Here is a 20,096-nt window from a genome sequence, read left to right as displayed (position 1 = left end):
CTGGCCCATTAATAAATAATTTTATTCCAGCTGCCACGCCCCGCCAGCAATAAGCGACGCACTCCCCGTCCAGGCAAACATTGCCAGTTCGCGCGCCCCTTCATCAGGATAAATGCGGCTGCTCAGGCATGCCTCCCCTTCATTGATAAACACTTCCACTGACGAGCTGTCAACGAACAGGCGCAGGCTTAGCGTGTCGTTCAGATTCAGCGCGACGCTTCGGGTACCGCACAGGCCATACTGCGGATAATAACGCTCCAGCACCAGGCGCTGCATCTGCGCATCAACGTAGAGACGGAATCCGTCGCCAAGACGAATGCCGTACTGCTCCGCGCTGCTGTTAGAACAGTCCCACTGCAGAATGACCTCCATCGCATCGCAGCTTTCCACCTGAACGATCTGCTGATTGTTGAGCGTGCTCACCGGCCAAGGGGACCACGCTCCCCGCAAGCTTTCCACTTCTCTGGCTGGCCGCATCTGCAGGCGGTTATCCGCGCTTAGCGTCAGTTCGCGCGGTAAAGAGAGCATGCCAGCCCACCCGTCCTGCTGTTCCGGAAGGGGAGATTCCCACATGTCCAGCCAGCCGATAACGATGCGGCGGCCGTCAGGCGTCAGGAAGCTTTGTGGCGCATAGAAATCATGCCCGCTATCCATCTCCACAAACTCACCTTCACGCACGAAAGGTTGGCCGGGCTGCCACTCCCCCAGCAGGTAACCGCTCTGGAAAAGATTGCGATTTTTGAATCCCTCCGCAGCCAGCCCCTGAGGTGAAAACATCAGCACGCGTTTGCCGTTGAGGGTGAAAAAGTCCGGGCATTCCCACATATAACCCATCTCTTTTTCAGCCACCGCAAGCACGCCCATATCCTGCCATTCGCGCAGGTCGTCAGAACGGTAAACACGCACCTGGCCCGTCTCGCCATCCCGCGCGCCGACAACCATGTACCAGCGCTCCCCTTCCCGCCACACTTTTGGATCGCGAAAGTGATGCAGCCCAGGCGGCGTGTCAACGATCGTTCCTTGCCGCGTAAAATGGACGCCATCACGGCTGGTTGCCAGGCACTGCACCTGGTAAAGGTTAGCCTCGTCATCCGGATCGCCGTGGAATTTGTGGCCGGTATAAATCAGCGCCAGCGTATCGCCATCCACCACCGCCGAGCCGGAAAAACAGCCGTCCTTATCTTCTGGCCCTTCCGGTGCCAGCGCCACCGGGAGGTGTTCCCAGCGAACTAAATCCTTGCTGCGCGCATGGCCCCAGTGCATCGGCCCCCACTGGGTCGAGTACGGATGATGCTGGTAAAACGCGTGATACCAGCCGTCAAACCACACCAGACCATTCGGGTCGTTCATCCAGCCGGCACGCGCGGCGAGGTGGTAACGCGGATACCAGCGCAGGTTAAGATCGCCGCGTTTGGCCTGTAATGCTTGTTCAGCTTTGGCAATGGAATGCATCATTTTTTACTCTTTTCAGTCAGATAGTGGAGGGTTGCGGCATGAGCGGGTCAGAAGAAGACTTACCCGAGCGCAACAGGAAGATGGATATGAGCGTGGTGCTGAACACTAACAGCCCCATAATGAGATAGGATTGGGCAAAGCCGTATTTCTCATAGCTGTAACCCGCCAGCGGCGACAGCACAGACGCAATCACCGAGCTTGTACAGGCAAAGCCCACCAGATAGAGCGTGGAAGAGAGCCGCTTATCAAAATGTAAGCTGTTGTATTTAAATACCGAGACCAGCAATACGGGCAGTTCTACCGCGTGCAGCAGCTTGGTAATGGAGATGAGCACCGGCCCCTCAACCAGACCAGATGCCACCATACGCATTGCCATCACCATTCCCGCGAATATCAGGCCGTTTTTCGCGCCGAGGCGGTTCACCAGCCACGGAGCGCAAAACATGCCCGCCGCCTCAAGGAAAACCTGGAAGGAGTTGAGATAGCCGTACATGGCGTTCCCTTCCTGCAACGTCGGGAACTGTGATGAGAAATAGACCGGGAACTGCTGATCGTAAACGCCGTAAATGCAGGTGCCGATAACGAAAAACACCAGCGCCCAGAAACGCGGCAGCGTCAGCAGGCGCAATGCGTCTTCCAGCGTCACCTTGCCACCGGACACCGCTTCCTGCATGGCGTGCGGTGCGGAAGAGACCTGAAGGCGCGCGAGCAAAACAAAAAACACCAGCCCGGCGCCGCTCGCGACAGCGAAATTCAGCTTCGGATTGATGTTAAACAGGAGCCCCGCAAAAAAGGTTGCCGCCGCCCAGCCAAGCGATCCCCACATTCTCGCCTTGCCGAACTCAAACTGGCTCTGACGGGCTACGCGTTCGGTATAGGATTCCAGCACCCCAATCCCACCGTTAAACGTCAGGCCAATAAAAATCCCGCCGAAAATACTGCCCAGCAACACGTTAATTTGCAGCAGATAGCCAAACAGCAAAAAGGCCGGACCGGAAAGAATAAGCAGACTGGTCAGAAACCAGAGCAGGTTTTTGCGCAGGCCGAGTTTGTCCTGAATAAATCCATAGCAGATTTGAGCAAACAGTGCGGAGACGGAAAGCACGGCATAGATAACGCCCGTATCCCCCGCTTTTAACCCCACTTCTTGGTGGAGCCAGATAGAGAGCAACGAACCGGAAGATGACCAGGTGACAAAAAAGAAAAACAGTAATGCGCTCAGTAAGGGATAGCTGTGAGAGTGATGCGTTTTCATCATGGCATTCTCGTGTTGGAGTAATGACCAAATGGTAACGTTAACATCCATGCTTTCTCATGCTGCCTGATTAAGATTTAAGATGTTAATCACGAAAGTTAACGTTAACATTAAGGAAGTGAGATCGCGATCATAAATTCATAACTGAGGTAAGCATGACTTAACCTGGTCATCAGCCTTCCTTTTACATCAGCGACTTAGTTGTATACCCTCTCACAGAGCATTAACGGAGTAAGAAAATGGCTTCCCTGAAGGACGTCGCAAAGCTGGCTAACGTATCGCTGATGACGGTTTCCCGCGCGCTTAACAGCCCGGAGCGCCTTAAACCGGAAACGCTGGCGCGCGTACAGTGGGCTATCGAGCAAACCAGCTACGTTCCCGATCTGTCCGCCAAGAAAATACGCGGCGCGAATGCTTCGCCTAAAACCATAGGCGTGCTGGCGCTCGATACGGTCACGACACCTTTTTCGGTGGAGATTACGCTGTCCATTGAAGAGACGGCCAGGATGCACGGCTGGAATAGCTTCGTCATGAATATGTTTGCTGACGACAATCCGGATGCCATTGTCGATCTTCTGCTCTCCCACCGGCCAGACGGGATTATCTACACCACGATGGGGTTACGTCAGGTTCCTCTTCCTGCCAAGCTGCTCACCCTCCCCTGCGTGCTGGCCAACTGCGAGAGTGTCGGTGAAAAGGTCGCCAGCTATATTCCGGATGATGAACAGGGGCAATACGCCGCCGTCAGGGCATTACTCGCAGAAGGCTATCGGCAGCCCCTGTGTCTGCATTTACCTGTGGGCCATCTGGCCACAACCCGCCGCCGTCAGGGGCTTGAACGCGCCTGCCGTGAAGCCGGAATCGACCCGGACAGCCTGGAACATGAGTATATGGCGCACGGGGATGAGCATTATCGTGATATTCCGTCCGCATTGCTGGCGCGCATCCAGAACGGCATCCCGCGGTTTGATTCCGTTATCTGCGGTAACGATCGTATCGCGTTTATGGTGTACCAGACGCTGCTGGCGCAAGGGCTTCGCATCCCTGAAGATGTCGCGGTTATCGGCTATGACAATATGGTGGGCATTGGCGAGCTGTTTTTGCCGCCTCTTTCAACGGTTCAGTTGCCCCACTACGAAATTGGTCGCCTGAGCGCCCTGCACATTATTAACGGTGAACAACACCGGGAAACGACGCGCGTTGAAAGTCCATTTTTAATGCGTGATTCCATTGCACGCGCCATGTGACTCCCGCTTTTTGTCGTTGATGGAAGAATAAGGGGTTATGAAGGCAGCATACCCCCTTCTTTTGTCAGCCAATGGCACGATTTGTCACACTCTTTTCTGTCATTTAACAACCCAAACAAATGCCGAATAAGCAATTGTTTTTATTGCCAATAAAGTGCAATTTTCTTTTTAAAAATGGTGATATTGCCTCTCCTGTGCTCCATGTCACAAAACAGTAAACAAATTAACCATTGAGCCCCGTGACAAAAGGCTCTATATTGGCGGCGTTTTTTTCAGGCCCCATCTGTTTTTTAACTTTTTATTCAATCGTGGCTCATAGCGAAGCGGCGGTTGTAGGAGTGATATGATGACGGATAAAGTCCGTATTGACACCGTAGATGCCCACAAAAGCAACGAAACCTATCTGGCCCGTCAGGCCGAGTTTGAATCTAACGTCAGGAGTTATCCGCGCAAACTGCCTTTAGCGATTACTAAAGCAGAAGGCGTGTGGATCACCGATGCAGATAATAAAGAATACCTTGACTGTTTAGCAGGCGCAGGGACCCTTGCGCTTGGCCATAACCATCCTGATGTGCTGAAAAGCATCCAAAATGTCATTACCAGCGGCTTGCCGTTACACACTCTGGATCTGACTACGCCTCTGAAAGACGCGTTTTCTGAATATCTGCTCTCTCTGCTGCCTGGTCAGGGCAAAGAGTACTGCCTGCAGTTCACCGGTCCATCCGGTGCCGACGCCGTTGAAGCGGCGCTGAAGCTGGCGAAAAAAGTGACCGGCCGTAGCGGTATCATCAGCTTCTCTGGCGGTTACCACGGCATGACCCACGGCGCACTGTCCGTGACCGGCAACCTGTCTCCGAAAGAAGCGGTTGACGGTATGATGCCAGAAGTGCAGTTCATGCCTTACCCGCACGAGTACCGCTGCCCGCTGGGTATCGGTGGTGAAGCGGGCGTGAAAGCGCTGACTTACTACTTCGACAACCTGATCAACGACGTTGAAAGCGGCGTGCGTAAACCTGCCGCGGTGATCCTGGAAGCCGTTCAGGGCGAAGGCGGCGTGAACCCGGCTCCGGCTGAGTGGTTGCAGCGCATTCGTAAAGTGACTCAGGAACACGGCATTCTGCTGATCCTCGACGAAGTTCAGGCTGGCTTTGCCCGTACCGGTAAATTCTTCGCCTTCGAACACGCGGGCATCGAGCCAGACATCATCGTGATGTCTAAAGCGGTTGGTGGCGGTCTGCCGCTGGCCGTGCTCGGTATCAAAAAGCAGTTCGACGCATGGGCGCCAGGCCACCACACCGGTACCTTCCGCGGCAACCAGCTGGCAATGGCAACCGGCCTGACGACGCTGAAAATCCTGAAAGACCAGAACATCGCGGGCAAAGTGGCTGCACAGGGCGAATGGCTGAAAGGCCAGCTGAAAGAGATGGCAAAACGTTATCCGGTCATCGGTCACGTGCGCGGTCTGGGCATGATGATCGGTATCGAGATCGTTAAGCCACACGAAGCTGCTGACCATATGGGCTGCTTCCCTGGCGACGGCGAGCTGTCTGCGCTGATTCAGAAGAAGTGCTTTGAAGCCGGTCTGATTCTGGAGCGTGGTGGTCGTAACGGTATCGTTCTGCGCCTGCTGCCTTCCCTGCTGATCAGCGACGAAGAGCTGAAAATCTTCCTGGATAAATTCGAGCAGGCACTGCTTGCTGCGGGCGTTCGCCCGGCGTAACCGGAGTAGTTGATTACGATGTCAGATTCAAACCCAATTTTGTTCTCCTCTGCGCAGAGCATTGAAGCTTACCAGCAGGCGATTGAACAAAGCACTCAGGCTGTGATGCAGTGGCTGAAGCAGCCTGAGATGTACCAGGGAAAAACGGTCGCGGAGCTGCGCGACCGTATTAAGCTGGATTTCAACCCGAAAGGGCTGGGCAACGAAGCGGCGATTGAACGCGCCGTGGAATTCTTCCTGAAAGACAGCTTGTCCGTTCATCACCCGCAGTGTGTGGCGCACCTGCACTGCCCAAGCCTGGTGGTAAGCCAGGCGGCGGAAGTGCTGATCAACGCCACTAACCAGAGTATGGACTCCTGGGATCAAAGCCCGTCCGCAACCATTATTGAGATCAAACTGATCGAGTGGCTGCGTACCCGCGTGGGTTATCAGGCTGGCGACGCGGGTGTGTTCACCAGCGGCGGTACCCAGAGCAACCTAATGGGTCTGATGCTGGCGCGTGACGCATTCTTCGCGCGTCAGGGCCACTCCGTTCAGCAGAACGGTCTGGTGGGCGATCTGCGCAAAATTCGCGTGCTGTGCTCCGAGAACGCGCACTTCTCCGTGCAGAAAAACATGGCGCTGATGGGCCTGGGCTATCAGTCCGTAGTGCAGGTGAAAACTGACGAGTTCTCCCGCATGGATCTGACCGATCTGGCGGCGAAAATCGAGCAGTGCAACGCGAACGGGGAGCAGATTCTGGCCATCGTCGCGACGGCAGGTACTACCGATGCCGGTGCTATCGATCCGCTGCGTGCCATTGCTGAACTGGCGGCGAAGCAGAATATCTGGGTACACGTTGACGCGGCCTGGGGCGGCGCGCTGCTGATGTCCGATCAGTATCGTCACTACCTGGACGGCATCGAGCTGGTGGATTCCGTCACCCTGGACTTCCACAAGCAGTTCTTCCAGACCATCAGCTGCGGCGCGTTCCTGCTGAAAGAAGCGCGTCACTATGAGCTGATGCGCTATCAGGCGGCCTACCTGAACTCTGAGTTCGACGAAGAAGCGGGCGTGCCTAATCTGGTGTCCAAATCTCTGCAGACCACCCGTCGTTTCGACGCGCTAAAGCTGTGGATGAGCCTGGAAGCGCTGGGTCAGGAGCAATACGCGGCGATCATCGATCACGGCGTAACGCTGGCGCAGCAGGTTGCGGCCTACGTGAAAGAGCAGCCTGCTCTGGAACTGGTTATGCAGCCACAGCTGGCAAGCGTGCTGTTCCGCTTCCGTGGCCAGGTGCAGATGGACGACGCGGGCATCGCCCTGCTGAACCAGAAAATTGGTGATGCGCTGCTGGAATCCGGCCGTGCAAACGTCGGTGTGACCGAGCATAACGGCATCACCTGCCTGAAGCTGACTCTGCTGAACCCAACCGTGACGCTGGAGGATATCAAAATCCTGCTGTCGCTGGTTGAGCGCACCGCGCAGGAAGTTCTCGCTAATTAATACAAAACCCCTCTTCCGTCGGAAGAGGGGTTATCTTATACGCCTGCCCACCACATTCTGATTTTCAATCCCCAGTAGCTCGTCCAGCCCGTTGTGGTACTGACTACTTTCCCCTTTGACACAATCACCAGCGTCGGCGTTACGCTCACCTGCCACTGCTGCGACACGGCACCGTTTGCATCGTTAATCACCGGCATACTCAAGTTTTTCTTTTCAGCCCAGCGAGCGAGCTTTGCATCGTCACCGGAGCGCATGGCAATGCTCACGACGTTACCGCCCTCTTTTGCCAGCTTATCGACCGCAGGTGTCGTATAACGACAGATGCTACACCAGGTTGCCCAGACGTAAATCAGCAGGGGGCGCTCCTTGCTGAGCGCCGCGATATCGTGAATGTTACCGTCGATGCTCTGCATAGGCGTTGCGCTAAAGCTGGCGGGTAATGACGGCTTTCGGTATTGATCCACGCCCCACATAACCGCCAGCGTAAGCAGAATGAGTATGATCCCTTCCCGCGCCCAGCGGCGCAGGCGACTCAATTTACGGTTATCCATTATGACCTCTCGATTTGACGGAGGTCATCTTAGCGGGCTATTCGGCGTCATGCTGTAAAGAAGTGTCGCGTCACTTTATTCCGGGGTATAGCCGTAGTTGTAATGGCTATAACCCGAGTGGTAATAGAACGCAGCGGATTTCACAATATCATTGAGAATCGCGCCTTCAACCTGGACGCCCATCTGCTGCAGACGCTTCCGACAGTTTTCGCTCTCTTTGACGCTGGTTTTACCGAAACGGGCAACCAGCAACGTGGTTGCCGCGGCTCTGGCGACGAGTAGCGCATCCGTCACGGCCAGCACCGGTGGCGTGTCGACAATCACGATGTCGTACTCTTTGTCTATTCGCGACATTACCGTCTGGAAGCGCTCATTCATGAGCAGCTCGACAGGATGTGAAGGCTGAGGTCCACAGGTCAAGACATCAAAGCCACCTTTCTCGAAGCGTTGAATCGCATCCTGCCACTCTACGCTTCCCCCCAGCACGCCGGACAACCCATGCTGGTTGTTCAGTTTGAAAATATTGTGAACATATCCCTTGCGCATATCCGCATCAATAAACAGCACCCGTTGACCTGCCTGAGCGGCAATCGACGCCAGCGAGGTGCTAACCAAAGTCTTTCCGCAGTCCTGCGAAGGGCCTGAAATCACCACTATCCGATTAACGGCATTCATCATGGTAAAATGCAGACTGGTGCGTAACCCGCGCACCGCCTCGACAAATATATCCGCCGGACGGTCAACGGGCAGGAAAGGTACGTTTGACGTCCTGTGCTTCCAGTGGGAAGCAAACAGCGTCCTTCTGCGCAAATGCGTTTTTTTCCATAGCCACACTGAACGCGGGAGCGTAGCCAGAAGAGGCATTCCCTGCGCTTCCAGCTGTTCAGACGAGGTGATGCCCCGTTTAAACGCAGAGCGTACCAACACCGTTCCTGCAGAGAGCATCAATCCCACCAGCATACCGAACACAATGATAATCACTTTGTGCGGTTTGACGGGTCCAGGCTGCGTTACTGCAGGGTCAATGATCCGCACGTTTCCGATGGCGCTGGAGCGCGAGATATTCAGCTCCTGCTGACGCGTCAGCAGCTGCAGGTAGATGGTGCGCCCGGACTCAACGTCACGGCTTAAACGCAAAATTTCCTGCTGCGTAGAAGGCATGGATGAGACGCGGTTATTCAGGCGCGTACGTTCCTGCTCCAGGGTCTGTTTTTTTTCCCGTAAGGCGCGGTAGGTTGGGTGATCCTTTTTGAAAAGCTGAGAAACTTCTGCTTCGCGGAACGTCAGCTCGTTAAGCTGATTTTCCACATTGACAACCTGATCGAGAACCGTCTTCGCCTCAAGGGATAGATCGACAGAATCGCGCTGCTCTCTGTAGGCGTTCAGTCGTGCTTCGGCTTCATCCAGTTCGCGCCTGATTTTAGGTAATTGGTCCTGTAAAAACGTCAGGCTGCGGGTATCTTTAGCTTCCTGGCGCGCAATATTCTGGCTGAGATAATTTTCAGCAATGGTATTGAGCACCACGGCGATCTTGTCAGGGTCCTCGCCCGTCAGCGTTAAGGTGATAATTCCGCTCTGCTTCGCCGACTCAGAAACAATGAGTCGGCGCTGAAGGGCGTTAATTGCTTCAAGCTTTGTGACGGTTTTGAGGGCAAACCGGGTGCCTGGTGCCGCACTGAGCGAGGTGACAAGCAGCGTTACTCCGTCTTTAACCAGCGTTTTCCCAACAACGCCATCAGCCTCAAGCGTTTTTCCTTCGAGGTGATACCGGCCCTGCTCCTGAACGGTCAGTAAAAGTTCCTGTGGCTTGTCTTCCAGAAGAGGAAGAGTAAGCGCGCCAATTATCAGTTCATCGGCTTTATGCCCTCGTTCCAGCAGCGGCCCAATGACGGGCAGCACGCGCCGTTTGACGCTGTACGTTAGCCCCAGCTTATCAACGGTCTCTCCCAGAATCATCCGCGACTTGAGCAGCAAGAGTTCGGGCGCAACATCAGGTGAAAGATCGGTACCAAACTGGCTTAAGCTTTTGAGCAACGAGTTGTCCTGCTTCGCTTCTATCTGCACAAGGGCATCAGCCTGATAGATCGGTGTGACGCTATACGCATAGATCCCGGCGCATACGGTGAACAGGAGCGTGATGCACGCTATCATTACCCGATGATCAAACATCTCAGCCAGCAGCTGAATGAGATCAATTTCATTATCATGCGGTGTCGCAGCACCAAATTTGTCTGATTTATGAGACGACATTACTGCTTCATTCCTTGTTGACGCAAACGACGAGCCCATTCCTGACTGGCTTTTCCTAACTGCTCGAAAACATATTCGAAGGCTTCCCGGCTTTTGCGATACGGGTCGGGAATGTCCTTTGTTTCCAGCCACTGACCAAACAACAGCGATTTCCCCCGATTCTCCGGCGCCACTGAGGCAATAAAACGGAGATGCTCTGGCTCCATCACCAGAATCAAATCGGATTTTTGTAACAGAAAACGTGTGACCTTACGCGCCACGTGACCTTCCAGCGAAACGCCATGACGTAAGGCGACTGCCTTTGCAGTCGCATCCGCCGGGCGTCCTTCAAGACCGAAAATACCTGCCGAGGTCACCTGCGCGTCGGGTAGCTGCTGGCGCAACAGCCGCTCACCCATCGGTGAACGGCAAATATTGCCGGTGCAAACCACGAGAATTGAATTGAACATTATTGCGGCCACGACCTGATGTAACGGACGGTTTCGGTCAGGTCATGTACGCCACTGATGGTGGGTACCAGCTGGGCGATCACACGATTCCAGCGTGAAAGCGGTGCCGTCGTGACATAGACAATGTCGTACGGTTCCAGCTCGAATTCTGTGCTCAGCACCATGGCTGAGGCATCTTCCGCATTGAGTTGATAGATGTTGGCGATTTTGTCTTTCTCGCCTTTTCGTGAAACCGGGCGAATAACAAAAATCCCGGTTGCATCGGCCATATTCTGGTTAAGCCCGCCTGCATTCCCCAGGGCTTCGGCCAGCGTCATGCCGCTACGATCCATCTTAAGGGTGCTCTGTTTAACCACCTCGCCCATCACAAACACTTTCAGCGCGTCGTTCCGGGGAACAAACAGGATATCGCCCGGATAAAGCAGCTTATTTTGGGTTAAATCGCCATGTTGCATCAGAGCATAGAGGGAAAGGCGCGAGTCCTGGCCATCATGCGTGAGCACGACGTTACGCCAGTCGGCATCCGCAGAGAGACCGCCCGCGGCGTTCACCGCATCCATTACCGTCAATGGAATATTGGTTATTGGCTGCTGGCCCGATTTCTCAACCTCTCCGGTGATATAGGCTTTTTGAGAACGGAAGGAGGCAACGCTGACGTCCACCTGAGGGCTCTCAATGACCTCATCCAGCCGCTCGGTGATCTCCTCACGTACCTGCGAAACCGTTTTGCCCGCCACTTTCAGCTTGCCGACGTAGGGGTAGAAAAGCGTACCATCGGCGTTAACCCAGTTACCCGCGTCGCTCGCGCTACGGTACTGCCCTGCGGGCGTCGTGAGTTCAGGGTGATCCCAGACGGTGACCGTCAAAATGTCCCCTGTGCCAATGCGGTATTCCCAGTTTTTGAGCTGCTCATCCAGAGTAGGATTTGCCTGAGATTTAGAAACGGGTGGGCGCAGTTTTTCAATCAATCCAGGGGTTAAAGGAAAAACTTCCACGCGTTTGTCCAGCGGATCGTTAATTTCCTCACCGGTAGTGACTTTTTTCCCGGAAAGACTTAAGTTCTGGCCTGGTGAAAATACACATCCTGTTAGCTGGCTGAGCGTCAGAAAGGACAGTAAAAGAGCAGTTGTATTTTTCATTTATATAAAATGTTGATTTATCGTTGCGCTGGGTAGTTAACTCGCAAAAGAAAGCAAGCAAGTCATTGAAATATAGTTATTTATTATTTCCCCGCGATGCTGTAAAACACACGTTCGCTGTTGTTTAAAACGTTAAAAAACAGCGCACAATTGCGCAAGAAAACGGAGAGTAATAATACTTTATGCGCCGCGATATTAAATGTTATCCCTTACGAAAGCATTCGCTTAACGGTGCTATTTTGACGTATAAACTTATTTTCAGAATAGATTAATAAAATAATAAAAATAACAAATATTCCGCACAATCAACATTCACCGCAATGATGCGCATCACCGTTATCGACTACCCAAACCCCTCCACTTTTGTTACATTTTTTATCAAACGCATCATGCTTTGATACTTAAAATAGACCGTCTGTCTTGTGCTGTGTGCCCTGCAGACGAAAGTCTCTGAAACAATATCACTGGAGAAAAAATGGCTAAGCGTAAATTGCTGCTTCTGGGTGTATTACTGTCTCTGGCGGGCTCCGCGTTTTCTGCTCCGCAAACCGCCGCTGCGCCATCGGGCATCAAGGCCTATGAAGAACAAGAGTTCATCGCCGATTTCACGAAGTTTAAAATCGGCGATACGGCACCGGCGCAGTATCAAACGCCGGAGTACACCATTAAACAGTACCAGCTGCGTAACCTTCCGGCACCGGATGCCGGTACCCACTGGACCTACATGGGCGAAAACTACGTCCTGATTGGCGATGCAGATGGCAAAATCTACAAAGCCTACAATGGAGATATTTTCTATCATCGCTGATACGATCGTAATCCGTCCGTGGCAGGAGAGCGACCGCCCTTTCCTGCGTACGCTCTACCTCCACGCCCGGCGTGAAGCCTGGCCGTGGCTGGACAGTTCTGCGTGGCAGCTTGAAGATTTTGACGCGGCAACCCTGGACGAAGAGATTTGGGTGGCGGAGCAGGATGGGCACCGTCTTGGCTTCGCCTCAGTCTGGACGAACGATAATTTTCTGCACAACCTGTTTGTCGACCCGCAGTATCAGAGCCTGGGCGTCGGACATGTGTTGCTTGAGCACGTACAGAAGACGTTTACCAGCACGGGCTCACTCAAGTGTCTGGTGAAAAATGCGCGGGCTATTACGTTTTACCAGCGCCACGGCTGGCACATTGAGGCGACGGGGAATTCTCCTGAGGGAGAGTACTATCTTATGCATTACCGGCTTGGGTAAAGTCAGGTGGCGCTTCGCATACCTGACCTACAAAATCGTATTTCGTAGGCCGGGTAAGGCGAAACCGCCACCCGGCAATCCAGCGCTGGGGGGTTACACCGCGCGGAACGCGATTTCACCCGGGATCACTTCACCTTGCCAGTACAGCTGCGCCGCAACGCGCCCCGCCAGCTGGCGATACATCTCAGCGAACTCGCTGTCCGGACGGCTGACGACCGTCGGCTTCCCGCTGTCCAGATCTTCACGCAAGGAAATATGCAGCGGCATCTGCCCCAGCAGCTGGGTGTGATACTGCGCTGCCAGTTTTTCCGCCCCACCCGTACCAAAGATAGGCTCATGGTGTCCGCAGTTGCTGCAGATGTGCATGCTCATGTTCTCGACGATGCCGAGCACCGGCACTTCCACTTTCTCGAACATCACGATGCCTTTTTTGGCGTCGATCAGCGCGATATCCTGCGGCGTGGTGACCACAACGGCCCCCGTTACAGGGATGTTCTGCGCCAGCGTCAGCTGAATGTCACCGGTGCCCGGCGGCATGTCCAGCACCAGATAATCCAGATCCGGCCACATCGTTTCCTGCAGCATCTGCAGCAACGCTTTGCTGGCCATCGGGCCGCGCCAGACCATGGCGTTATCGTCGGTCACCAGGTAACCGATGGAGTTGGTCGCCAGACCGTGCGCCACGATCGGCGCCATATGCGTGCCGTCCGGCGAGGTTGGACGCTGATTTTCCGCACCCAGCATGTTTGGAATAGACGGACCGTAGATATCGGCATCCAGAATACCGACCTTTGCCCCTTCCGCCGCCAGCGCGAGCGCGAGGTTGACGGCGGTAGAGGATTTACCCACCCCACCCTTACCTGAACTCACGGCGATGATGTTTTTCACCCCATTGACGCCCGGCTGATTTTTCACACGCTTCAGCGTGGCGATACTGTGGCTCAGCTTCCAGTCAATCGCTTTCGCACCGGTAATGCGCAGCAGCTCGGCGCTGGTCTGCTCTTTCAGCGCGTCAAAGGCGCTGGTCCAGACGAACGGCATCTGCACTTCAACGTGCAGCGTATCGTCCAGCCACGCGACGTGGTGTAACGCTTTCAGCGTAGTGAGGTTATGTTTCAGGGTTGGATGCTGAAAGTTAGCCAGCGTCCCGGCGACCATTGCTCGTAAGGCTTCCGGTGATTTGGCCTGGGATTGAGAACTCATCCCGACTCCTTTGTTCTTGTGAATAAGACCTTAGACAAACAAGTTTACCTGAAAGGCCGTGGTTTGTGCTTACTTAATAATGCCCCTTTTGGTAATATCGAAAACCCTTTTCACAGTTAAAAGAAGTAATGCCTACTATGACTCAAGTCGCGAAAAAAATTCTGGTAACGTGCGCCCTGCCGTACGCCAACGGCTCAATCCACCTCGGCCACATGCTGGAGCATATCCAGGCTGATGTCTGGGTCCGTTACCAGCGAATGCGCGGCCACGAGGTTAACTTCATCTGTGCGGACGATGCCCACGGCACGCCGATCATGCTGAAAGCGCAGCAGCTGGGGATTTCCCCTGAGCAGATGATTGCCGAAATGAGTCAGGAGCATCAGACCGATTTTGCTGGCTTTGACATCAGCTATGACAACTATCACTCCACGCACAGCGACGAAAACCGCGAGCTGTCGGAGCTGATCTACACCCGTCTGAAAGAGAACGGTTTCATCAAAAACCGTACTATCTCTCAGCTGTACGATCCGGAAAAAGGCATGTTCCTGCCGGACCGTTTCGTCAAAGGCACCTGTCCAAAATGTAAATCCCCGGATCAGTACGGCGATAACTGCGAAGTCTGCGGCGCGACCTACAGCCCGACCGAACTGATTGAGCCCAAATCCGTGGTATCCGGCGCCACACCTGTGATGCGTGATTCCGAGCACTTCTTCTTCGACCTGCCGTCCTTCAGCGAAATGCTGCAGGCTTGGACCCGCAGTGGCGCGCTGCAGGAGCAGGTGGCGAACAAGATGCAGGAGTGGTTCGAATCCGGCCTGCAGCAGTGGGATATCTCCCGCGATGCGCCGTACTTTGGCTTCGAAATCCCGAATGCGCCGGGCAAATATTTCTACGTCTGGCTGGATGCGCCAATCGGCTACATGGGCTCCTTCAAGAACCTGTGCGACAAGCGTGGCGACGCCGTCAGCTTCGACGAATACTGGAAGAAAGACTCTACCGCCGAGCTGTACCACTTCATCGGCAAAGACATTGTTTACTTCCACAGCCTGTTCTGGCCGGCCATGCTGGAAGGCAGCAACTTCCGCAAGCCAACCAACCTGTTTGTTCACGGCTACGTCACGGTGAACGGCGCGAAAATGTCCAAGTCCCGCGGGACGTTCATCAAAGCCAGCACCTGGCTGAACCACTTCGACGCAGACAGCCTGCGCTACTACTACACCGCGAAGCTCTCTTCCCGCATCGACGATATCGACCTGAACCTGGAAGATTTCGTGCAGCGCGTGAACGCAGACATCGTCAACAAGGTGGTGAACCTGGCGTCCCGTAACGCGGGCTTTATCGCCAAGCGCTTTGACGGCGTAATGGCCGCTGAGCTGGCGGACCCTGCCCTGTACCAAACCTTCACCGACGCGGCAGCCACCATTGGCGAAGCCTGGGAAACGCGCGAGTTCGGTAAAGCAGTGCGTGAAATCATGGCGCTGGCTGATCTGGCTAACCGCTATGTGGACGAGCAGGCGCCGTGGGTTGTCGCTAAACAGGAAGGCCGCGATGCCGATCTGCAGGCCATCTGCTCCATGGGCATCAACCTGTTCCGCGTGCTGATGACGTACCTGAAGCCGGTTCTGCCGCAGCTGGCAGCCCGCGCTGAAGCGTTCCTGAACACCGAACTGACCTGGGATGCAATGGCGCAGCCGCTGCTCGGCCACAAGGTGAACACCTTTAAGGCGCTGTATAACCGCATCGAGATGAAGCAGGTTGAAGCGCTGGTCGAAGCCTCTAAAGAAGAGGTGAAAGCGGCTGCAGCACCGGTAACCGGCCCGCTGGCGGACGATCCGATTCAGGAAACCATCACCTTTGATGATTTCGCTAAAGTCGACCTGCGCGTGGCGCTGATTGAAAACGCAGAATTCGTGGAAGGCTCTGACAAGCTGCTGCGCCTGACGCTGGATCTCGGCGGCGAGAAGCGCAACGTCTTCTCCGGCATCCGTTCTGCCTACCCGGACCCGCAGGTGCTGATCGGCCGTCAAACCGTGATGGTCGCCAACCTGGCGCCGCGCAAAATGCGCTTCGGCATTTCCGAGGGGATGGTGATGGCAGCAGGCCCTGGCGGGAAGGATATCTTCCTGTTAAGCCCAGACGAAGGCGCGAAGCCGGGCCAGCAGGTGAAATAACAAAAAAGCCGGAGATAATCTCCGGCTTTTTTTATGGTTTCGGATGATGCACCCGATGGGTCAGCCCGCGCAGGAAATTACGCAGAAACTGGTCGCCGCACTCGCGGTAATTTTTGTGGTCCGGCGCGCGCATCATGGCAGTGATTTCCGGCATCGACACGCGGTATTTCTGCTCGGTCATGATCGCCTGGATATCGTCCGTTTTCAGCGAGAAGGCGATACGCAGCTTTTTCAGCACCGTGTTGTTGTTCACGCGACGCTCCAGCGCCAGCTCGGGCGCGGAGTCATCTTTTCCACGTTTATCGTAAATCAGCCCGTTCAGAAAACCCGACAGAATGATGTCCGGGCAGCGGACGAAGCCCTCTTCGTCCTCTTTGGTCATCCAGGTATCAAAATTTGCAGACGTGGATTCCATGTCGTACAGCGCAAGAATGCGCACCATGTCGTTATTGTTTGCTTTCAGGGTGTAGCGCAGGCTACGAAGAATATCGTTACTTAGCATAGAGCCTTCGAATGTCGATGATGCAATGGCGCGCAGTGTACCAGTTTTACAGGCCAATCGCCTCTTTCAAACTTTTCAGATAGCGACGGCTGACGGGGACGGTCTGCCCGGCGCGCAGCACCAGCTCGGCCTGACCGTTATCTTCCAGACGGATCTCCTTCAGGTGCGCCATGTTCACCAGATACTGACGGTGACAGCGAATCAGCGGCGTGCGGCTCTCCAGCGTGCGCAGGGTCAGCTCGGTAAACCCTTCGTTCCCTTCCGCGCTGGTGACAAACACCCCGCTCAGGCGGCTGCTGACAAACGCCACATCATCCATTTGCAGCAGATAAATCCGGCTGTGCCCGGTGCAGGGGATAAATTTCAGCGGCTGCTGGTTTTCCGGCAGCAGCGTAACGTCCTGGACGGTTCGCTCCTGGCGTAAGCGGGTGAGCGTTTTTTCCAGCCGCTTCTCTTCAATCGGCTTGAGTAAATAATCGAAAGCGTGCTCCTCAAAAGCCTTAACGGCATATTCGTCGAACGCCGTCAGAAACACGATGTAGGGACGATGCGCCGGGTCGAGCATGCCGACCATCTCCAGCCCGCTGATGCGCGGCATCTGAATGTCGAGGAACAGCACGTCCGGGCGCAGCTTGTGCACCGCACCGATGGCCTCAATGGCGTTGGCGCACTCCCCCACAATCTCAATGTCTGGCTGCTCCTGCAGCAGAACGCGCAGGTTTTCCCGTGCCAGCGGCTCGTCATCCACGATCAGCACTCTTAACATGCGTTTTCCTCCAGCGGCAGTCGAACGGTAATACGGGTAAAACGGTCAGGCTCGCAGGCGACGGTAATGCCACAGTCGTCGCCAAAATGGGCGCGCAGACGTTTATCCACCAGGCTCATCCCTAATCCGCCCGAAGCGGAAGGCTGGTACAGCCCGGCGTTATCTTCAATATCCAGCACCAGATGGTGGTTAAAACGGCTGGCGGCAATGGTTATCTCCCCTGTCCCCAGCAGCTGCGAGGTACCGTGCTTGATGGCGTTCTCCACAATAGGCTGCAGGGTAAAGGCCGGAAGATGCTGATACGCCAGCTCGTCCGGAACGGAGAGCGACACCTGCAGGCGGGACTGAAACCGCGCCTGCTCAATTTGCAGATAGGCATTCACGTGCTCAATTTCATCGGCGAGGGTCACGATCTCTGACGGGCGCTTCAGGTTTTTACGGAAAAAGGTCGACAAAAACTGCACCAGCTGCGCGGCCTGATCGCTGTCGCGGCGAATCACCGCTTTGAGCGTGTTGAGGGCATTAAACAGGAAATGCGGATTGACCTGAGCATGCAGCAGCTTAATTTCAGACTGCGTCAGCAGGGCTTTCTGCCGTTCATACTGCCCGGCCAGAATTTGCGCGGAAAGAAGCTGGGCGATACCCTCCCCCAGCGTGCGGTTGATGGAGCTGAACAGACGGTTTTTCGCCTCATACAGCTTGATGGTGCCCATCACCCGCTGATTTTCCCCGCGCAGCGGAATGACGAGCGTGGAGCCCAGCTTGCACTGCGGATGCAGCGAGCAGCGGTAAGGCACTTCGTTACCGTCGGCATACACTACTTCGCCGGTTTCAATGGCGCGCAGCGTATAGGTCGACGAGATCGGTTTGCCCGGCAGGTGGTGATCGTCTCCGGTGCCGGTAAACGCCAGCAGCTTTTCGCGATCGGTAATGGCCACCGCACCGATATCCAGCTCTTTATAAAGTACCTGCGCGACCTTCATGCTGTTCTCTTCGTTAAATCCCTGACGCAGGATCCCTTCGGTCGAGGCGGCAACCTTCAGCGCCGTGGCGGAAAAGGCCGAGGTGTACTTCTCAAACATGGCGCGCTTGTCGAGCAGAATACGCATAAACAGCGCCGCGCCGACGGTGTTGGTCACCATCATCGGGGCGGCAATACTGCTGACCAGGTGCAGAGCATCCTCGAACGGGCGGGCAATCAGCAGAATGATCGCCATCTGCGCCATTTCAGCCACAAATGTAATGGCCCCGGCGGTAAGCGGGCTAAACACCTTGTCCGGGCGACCGCGCTTAATCATATAGCTGTGCACCAAGCCACCCAGCAGTCCTTCGACGATCGTGGAGATCATGCAGCTGAGCGCCGTCATCCCGCCCATGGAATAGCGATGCAGCCCACCGGTTAAACCGACAAGGCAACCGACGACCGGGCCGCCCAGCAGCCCGCCCATCACCGCGCCGATGGCGCGCGTATTAGCAATAGAGTCTTCGATGTGGAGGCCGAAGTAGGTCCCCATGATGCAAAAAATAGAGAAGGTGACGTAGCAGAGCAGCTTGTGCGGCAGACGTACGGTGACCTGCATCAGCGGAATGAAAAGACGCGTTTTGCTCATCAGCCAGGCAATGACCAGAAACACGCACATCTGCTGAAGCAACAGCAGCACCAGGTTAAACTCGTACATACTCAAAACCGCACACGCTAAAAAACGCGTAACATACACGGATGCGGCTGAACTTTCTTTGAAGCGCCCCAAAAAAGCGCAAAATCGTGTCCGTTATCACATCTTTTTCTGCACATCGCGCATGCTTCGCATTATTTGTTTAAAAATTAATCAACTCTTCCTGGTTCGGCAAAGTGGGTCTACAGTTAAGCTGGGGACGCGTAAGCCAGGGGGCAAATATGGCGCTTTACACAATCGGTGAAGTGGCACTCCTTTGTGATATCAATCCCGTTACCCTACGGGCGTGGCAGCGACGGTATGGATTGCTCAAACCGCAGAGGACGGACGGTGGTCATCGCCTTTTCAACGATGCCGATATCGACCGGATCCGCGAAATCAAAAGCTGGATCGACAACGGGGTGCAGGTCGGGAAAGTGAAGTCCCTGCTGAGCCACGACGACCCGGACACGCAACGCCTCTGGCGCGAGCAGCAGGAAACGCTGCTGCGCCTCCTGCAGGCGGGTAACCTGCAGCGACTGCGCGCCTGGATCAAAGAGCAGGGTCGCGATTATCCGGCGAAAACGCTTATCACCCATCTTTTCATTCCGCTCCGTCGGCGCCTGCAGTGCCAACAGTCTACCCTGCAGGCGCTGCTCAGCATGCTTGACGGAGTGCTGATCAACTATATCGCCGTCTGTCTTGCCTCGGCGAAGAACAAGGCAGGAAAAGATGCGCTGGTGGTCGGCTGGAACGTGCACGATACAACCCGCCTGTGGCTGGAAGCGTGGATCGCCACCCAAAAGGGCTGGCGCGTGGATGTCCTTGCGCACTCGCTGGGGCAGCTCAAACCCGAGTTTTTCGACGGCCAGACCCTGCTGGTCTGGTGTGGCGAAGTGCCGTCCGCCACGCAGCAACAGCTGCTGACGGAGTGGCGTGAGCATGGTTATCCGGTTTATTCCCTTGGCCCGGATGAGTCATAACGGCATTTAATGGTTCATTAACAGCTG

17 protein-coding genes are annotated in these 20,096 nt (G+C 55.0%); 7 read left to right on the top strand and 10 right to left on the bottom strand.

Annotated elements, in window-relative coordinates; all coding sequences use genetic code 11:
* Positions 1-21 precede the first annotated feature (21 nt).
* Both IM271_RS06350 and IM271_RS06345 read right to left on the bottom strand, forming a co-directional pair.
* Positions 22-1,455, bottom strand: a complete 1,434-nt coding sequence (locus IM271_RS06350; RefSeq protein WP_193052335.1) for a glycoside hydrolase family 32 protein — start codon at positions 1,453-1,455, stop codon at positions 22-24.
* 16 nt (positions 1,456-1,471) lie between these two features.
* Positions 1,472-2,713: an MFS transporter gene (locus tag IM271_RS06345; protein ID WP_193052334.1), complete on the bottom strand. Its 1,242-nt coding sequence runs from the start codon at positions 2,711-2,713 to the stop codon at positions 1,472-1,474.
* 236 nt (positions 2,714-2,949) lie between these two features.
* Here IM271_RS06345 and IM271_RS06340 point away from each other — a divergent pair, with 236 nt between their 5' ends.
* The 3 genes from IM271_RS06340 (at position 2,950) to IM271_RS06330 (ending at position 7,162) form a co-directional block, all read left to right on the top strand.
* Positions 2,950-3,957 (top strand): LacI family DNA-binding transcriptional regulator, encoded by a 1,008-nt coding sequence (locus IM271_RS06340; protein ID WP_069733517.1) that lies wholly within the window; start codon positions 2,950-2,952, stop codon positions 3,955-3,957.
* Between the two features lie 343 nt (positions 3,958-4,300).
* Entirely contained in the window at positions 4,301-5,677 is a 1,377-nt protein-coding gene (locus IM271_RS06335) for a diaminobutyrate--2-oxoglutarate transaminase (RefSeq protein ID WP_014884533.1), read from the top strand.
* An 18-nt stretch (positions 5,678-5,695) separates the two neighbouring features.
* Positions 5,696-7,162, top strand: a complete 1,467-nt coding sequence (locus tag IM271_RS06330) for an aspartate aminotransferase family protein (protein WP_193052333.1) — start codon at positions 5,696-5,698, stop codon at positions 7,160-7,162.
* Positions 7,163-7,197: 35 nt separating this feature from the next.
* Here the strand turns inward: IM271_RS06330 and IM271_RS06325 are convergent, their stop codons facing one another.
* From IM271_RS06325 to IM271_RS06310, 4 genes are all read right to left on the bottom strand, one after another.
* Positions 7,198-7,713 carry a protein disulfide oxidoreductase gene (locus IM271_RS06325; RefSeq protein ID WP_045259750.1) on the bottom strand — a complete coding sequence of 172 codons (516 nt, stop codon included), beginning with the start codon at positions 7,711-7,713 and terminating at the stop codon, positions 7,198-7,200.
* 75 nt (positions 7,714-7,788) lie between these two features.
* The gene (locus IM271_RS06320; RefSeq protein WP_193052332.1) at positions 7,789-9,963 is read right to left on the bottom strand and encodes a polysaccharide biosynthesis tyrosine autokinase; all 2,175 of its coding nucleotides are present in this window, start codon (positions 9,961-9,963) and stop codon (positions 7,789-7,791) included.
* A complete protein-coding gene (locus IM271_RS06315; protein ID WP_048957523.1) occupies positions 9,963-10,412 on the bottom strand; it encodes a protein-tyrosine-phosphatase in 450 nt (149 codons plus the stop codon). The genes IM271_RS06320 and IM271_RS06315 overlap by 1 nt, the downstream gene beginning before the upstream one ends.
* Positions 10,412-11,551, bottom strand: coding sequence for a polysaccharide export protein (locus IM271_RS06310; protein WP_193052331.1), 1,140 nt, complete (start codon positions 11,549-11,551; stop codon positions 10,412-10,414). Before IM271_RS06310 ends, IM271_RS06315 begins: the two co-directional genes overlap by 1 nt.
* Before the next feature lie 475 nt (positions 11,552-12,026).
* Between IM271_RS06310 and IM271_RS06305 the strand changes: the two genes are divergently transcribed.
* Both IM271_RS06305 and IM271_RS06300 read left to right on the top strand, forming a co-directional pair.
* Entirely contained in the window at positions 12,027-12,359 is a 333-nt protein-coding gene (locus tag IM271_RS06305) for an RcnB family protein (RefSeq protein ID WP_008500887.1), read from the top strand.
* Positions 12,310-12,789, top strand: coding sequence for a GNAT family N-acetyltransferase (locus IM271_RS06300; protein WP_045259769.1), 480 nt, complete (start codon positions 12,310-12,312; stop codon positions 12,787-12,789). The genes IM271_RS06305 and IM271_RS06300 overlap by 50 nt, the downstream gene beginning before the upstream one ends.
* Before the next feature lie 93 nt (positions 12,790-12,882).
* On the opposite strand, the gene apbC is transcribed toward IM271_RS06300, so the two are convergent.
* Positions 12,883-13,992, bottom strand: a complete 1,110-nt coding sequence (gene apbC, locus IM271_RS06295) for an iron-sulfur cluster carrier protein ApbC (RefSeq protein ID WP_028013834.1) — start codon at positions 13,990-13,992, stop codon at positions 12,883-12,885.
* Positions 13,993-14,129: 137 nt separating this feature from the next.
* Between apbC and metG the strand changes: the two genes are divergently transcribed.
* The gene (metG, locus tag IM271_RS06290; RefSeq protein ID WP_047363114.1) at positions 14,130-16,163 is read left to right on the top strand and encodes a methionine--tRNA ligase; all 2,034 of its coding nucleotides are present in this window, start codon (positions 14,130-14,132) and stop codon (positions 16,161-16,163) included.
* A gap of 31 nt (positions 16,164-16,194) precedes the next feature.
* Here metG and IM271_RS06285 read toward each other — a convergent pair whose 3' ends face one another.
* Genes IM271_RS06285 through IM271_RS06275 form a run of 3 tightly spaced genes read right to left on the bottom strand, consistent with a single transcriptional unit; the run spans position 16,195 to position 19,110 of the window.
* Positions 16,195-16,665 (bottom strand): DUF1456 family protein, encoded by a 471-nt coding sequence (locus tag IM271_RS06285; protein WP_193052330.1) that lies wholly within the window; start codon positions 16,663-16,665, stop codon positions 16,195-16,197.
* Positions 16,666-16,711: 46 nt separating this feature from the next.
* The gene (btsR, locus tag IM271_RS06280; protein ID WP_023312443.1) at positions 16,712-17,431 is read right to left on the bottom strand and encodes a two-component system response regulator BtsR; all 720 of its coding nucleotides are present in this window, start codon (positions 17,429-17,431) and stop codon (positions 16,712-16,714) included.
* Positions 17,425-19,110 (bottom strand): sensor histidine kinase, encoded by a 1,686-nt coding sequence (locus IM271_RS06275; RefSeq protein WP_193052329.1) that lies wholly within the window; start codon positions 19,108-19,110, stop codon positions 17,425-17,427. The genes btsR and IM271_RS06275 overlap by 7 nt, the downstream gene beginning before the upstream one ends.
* A gap of 218 nt (positions 19,111-19,328) precedes the next feature.
* Between IM271_RS06275 and mlrA the strand changes: the two genes are divergently transcribed.
* A complete protein-coding gene (mlrA, locus tag IM271_RS06270; protein WP_193052328.1) occupies positions 19,329-20,069 on the top strand; it encodes an HTH-type transcriptional regulator MlrA in 741 nt (246 codons plus the stop codon).
* Positions 20,070-20,096 lie beyond the last annotated feature (27 nt).

This window comes from Enterobacter cloacae complex sp. I3, from assembly GCF_014896175.1.
In the GTDB taxonomy this organism is placed as follows: domain Bacteria; phylum Pseudomonadota; class Gammaproteobacteria; order Enterobacterales; family Enterobacteriaceae; genus Enterobacter; species Enterobacter bugandensis.
Note: the sequence above shows the minus strand (reverse complement) of the source record. Positions and strands in the feature narration are given on the sequence as shown.

Bases quoted from the DNA above. Each gene is read 5' to 3' on its own strand.
- metG (WP_047363114.1), top strand. From the start codon at position 14,130: ATGACTCAAGTCGCGAAAAAAATTCTGGTAACGTGCGCCCTGCCGTAC.
- IM271_RS06285 (WP_193052330.1), bottom strand. From the start codon at position 16,665: ATGCTAAGTAACGATATTCTTCGTAGCCTGCGCTACACCCTGAAAGCA.
- btsR (WP_023312443.1), bottom strand. From the start codon at position 17,431: ATGTTAAGAGTGCTGATCGTGGATGACGAGCCGCTGGCACGGGAAAAC.
- IM271_RS06300 (WP_045259769.1), top strand. From the start codon at position 12,310: ATGGCAAAATCTACAAAGCCTACAATGGAGATATTTTCTATCATCGCT.
- IM271_RS06350 (WP_193052335.1), bottom strand. From the start codon at position 1,455: ATGATGCATTCCATTGCCAAAGCTGAACAAGCATTACAGGCCAAACGC.
- IM271_RS06275 (WP_193052329.1), bottom strand. From the start codon at position 19,110: ATGTACGAGTTTAACCTGGTGCTGCTGTTGCTTCAGCAGATGTGCGTG.
- IM271_RS06305 (WP_008500887.1), top strand. From the start codon at position 12,027: ATGGCTAAGCGTAAATTGCTGCTTCTGGGTGTATTACTGTCTCTGGCG.
- IM271_RS06335 (WP_014884533.1), top strand. From the start codon at position 4,301: ATGATGACGGATAAAGTCCGTATTGACACCGTAGATGCCCACAAAAGC.
- IM271_RS06310 (WP_193052331.1), bottom strand. From the start codon at position 11,551: ATGAAAAATACAACTGCTCTTTTACTGTCCTTTCTGACGCTCAGCCAG.
- IM271_RS06325 (WP_045259750.1), bottom strand. From the start codon at position 7,713: ATGGATAACCGTAAATTGAGTCGCCTGCGCCGCTGGGCGCGGGAAGGG.
- IM271_RS06315 (WP_048957523.1), bottom strand. From the start codon at position 10,412: ATGTTCAATTCAATTCTCGTGGTTTGCACCGGCAATATTTGCCGTTCA.
- IM271_RS06345 (WP_193052334.1), bottom strand. From the start codon at position 2,713: ATGATGAAAACGCATCACTCTCACAGCTATCCCTTACTGAGCGCATTA.
- mlrA (WP_193052328.1), top strand. From the start codon at position 19,329: ATGGCGCTTTACACAATCGGTGAAGTGGCACTCCTTTGTGATATCAAT.
- apbC (WP_028013834.1), bottom strand. From the start codon at position 13,992: ATGAGTTCTCAATCCCAGGCCAAATCACCGGAAGCCTTACGAGCAATG.
- IM271_RS06340 (WP_069733517.1), top strand. From the start codon at position 2,950: ATGGCTTCCCTGAAGGACGTCGCAAAGCTGGCTAACGTATCGCTGATG.
- IM271_RS06320 (WP_193052332.1), bottom strand. From the start codon at position 9,963: ATGTCGTCTCATAAATCAGACAAATTTGGTGCTGCGACACCGCATGAT.
- IM271_RS06330 (WP_193052333.1), top strand. From the start codon at position 5,696: ATGTCAGATTCAAACCCAATTTTGTTCTCCTCTGCGCAGAGCATTGAA.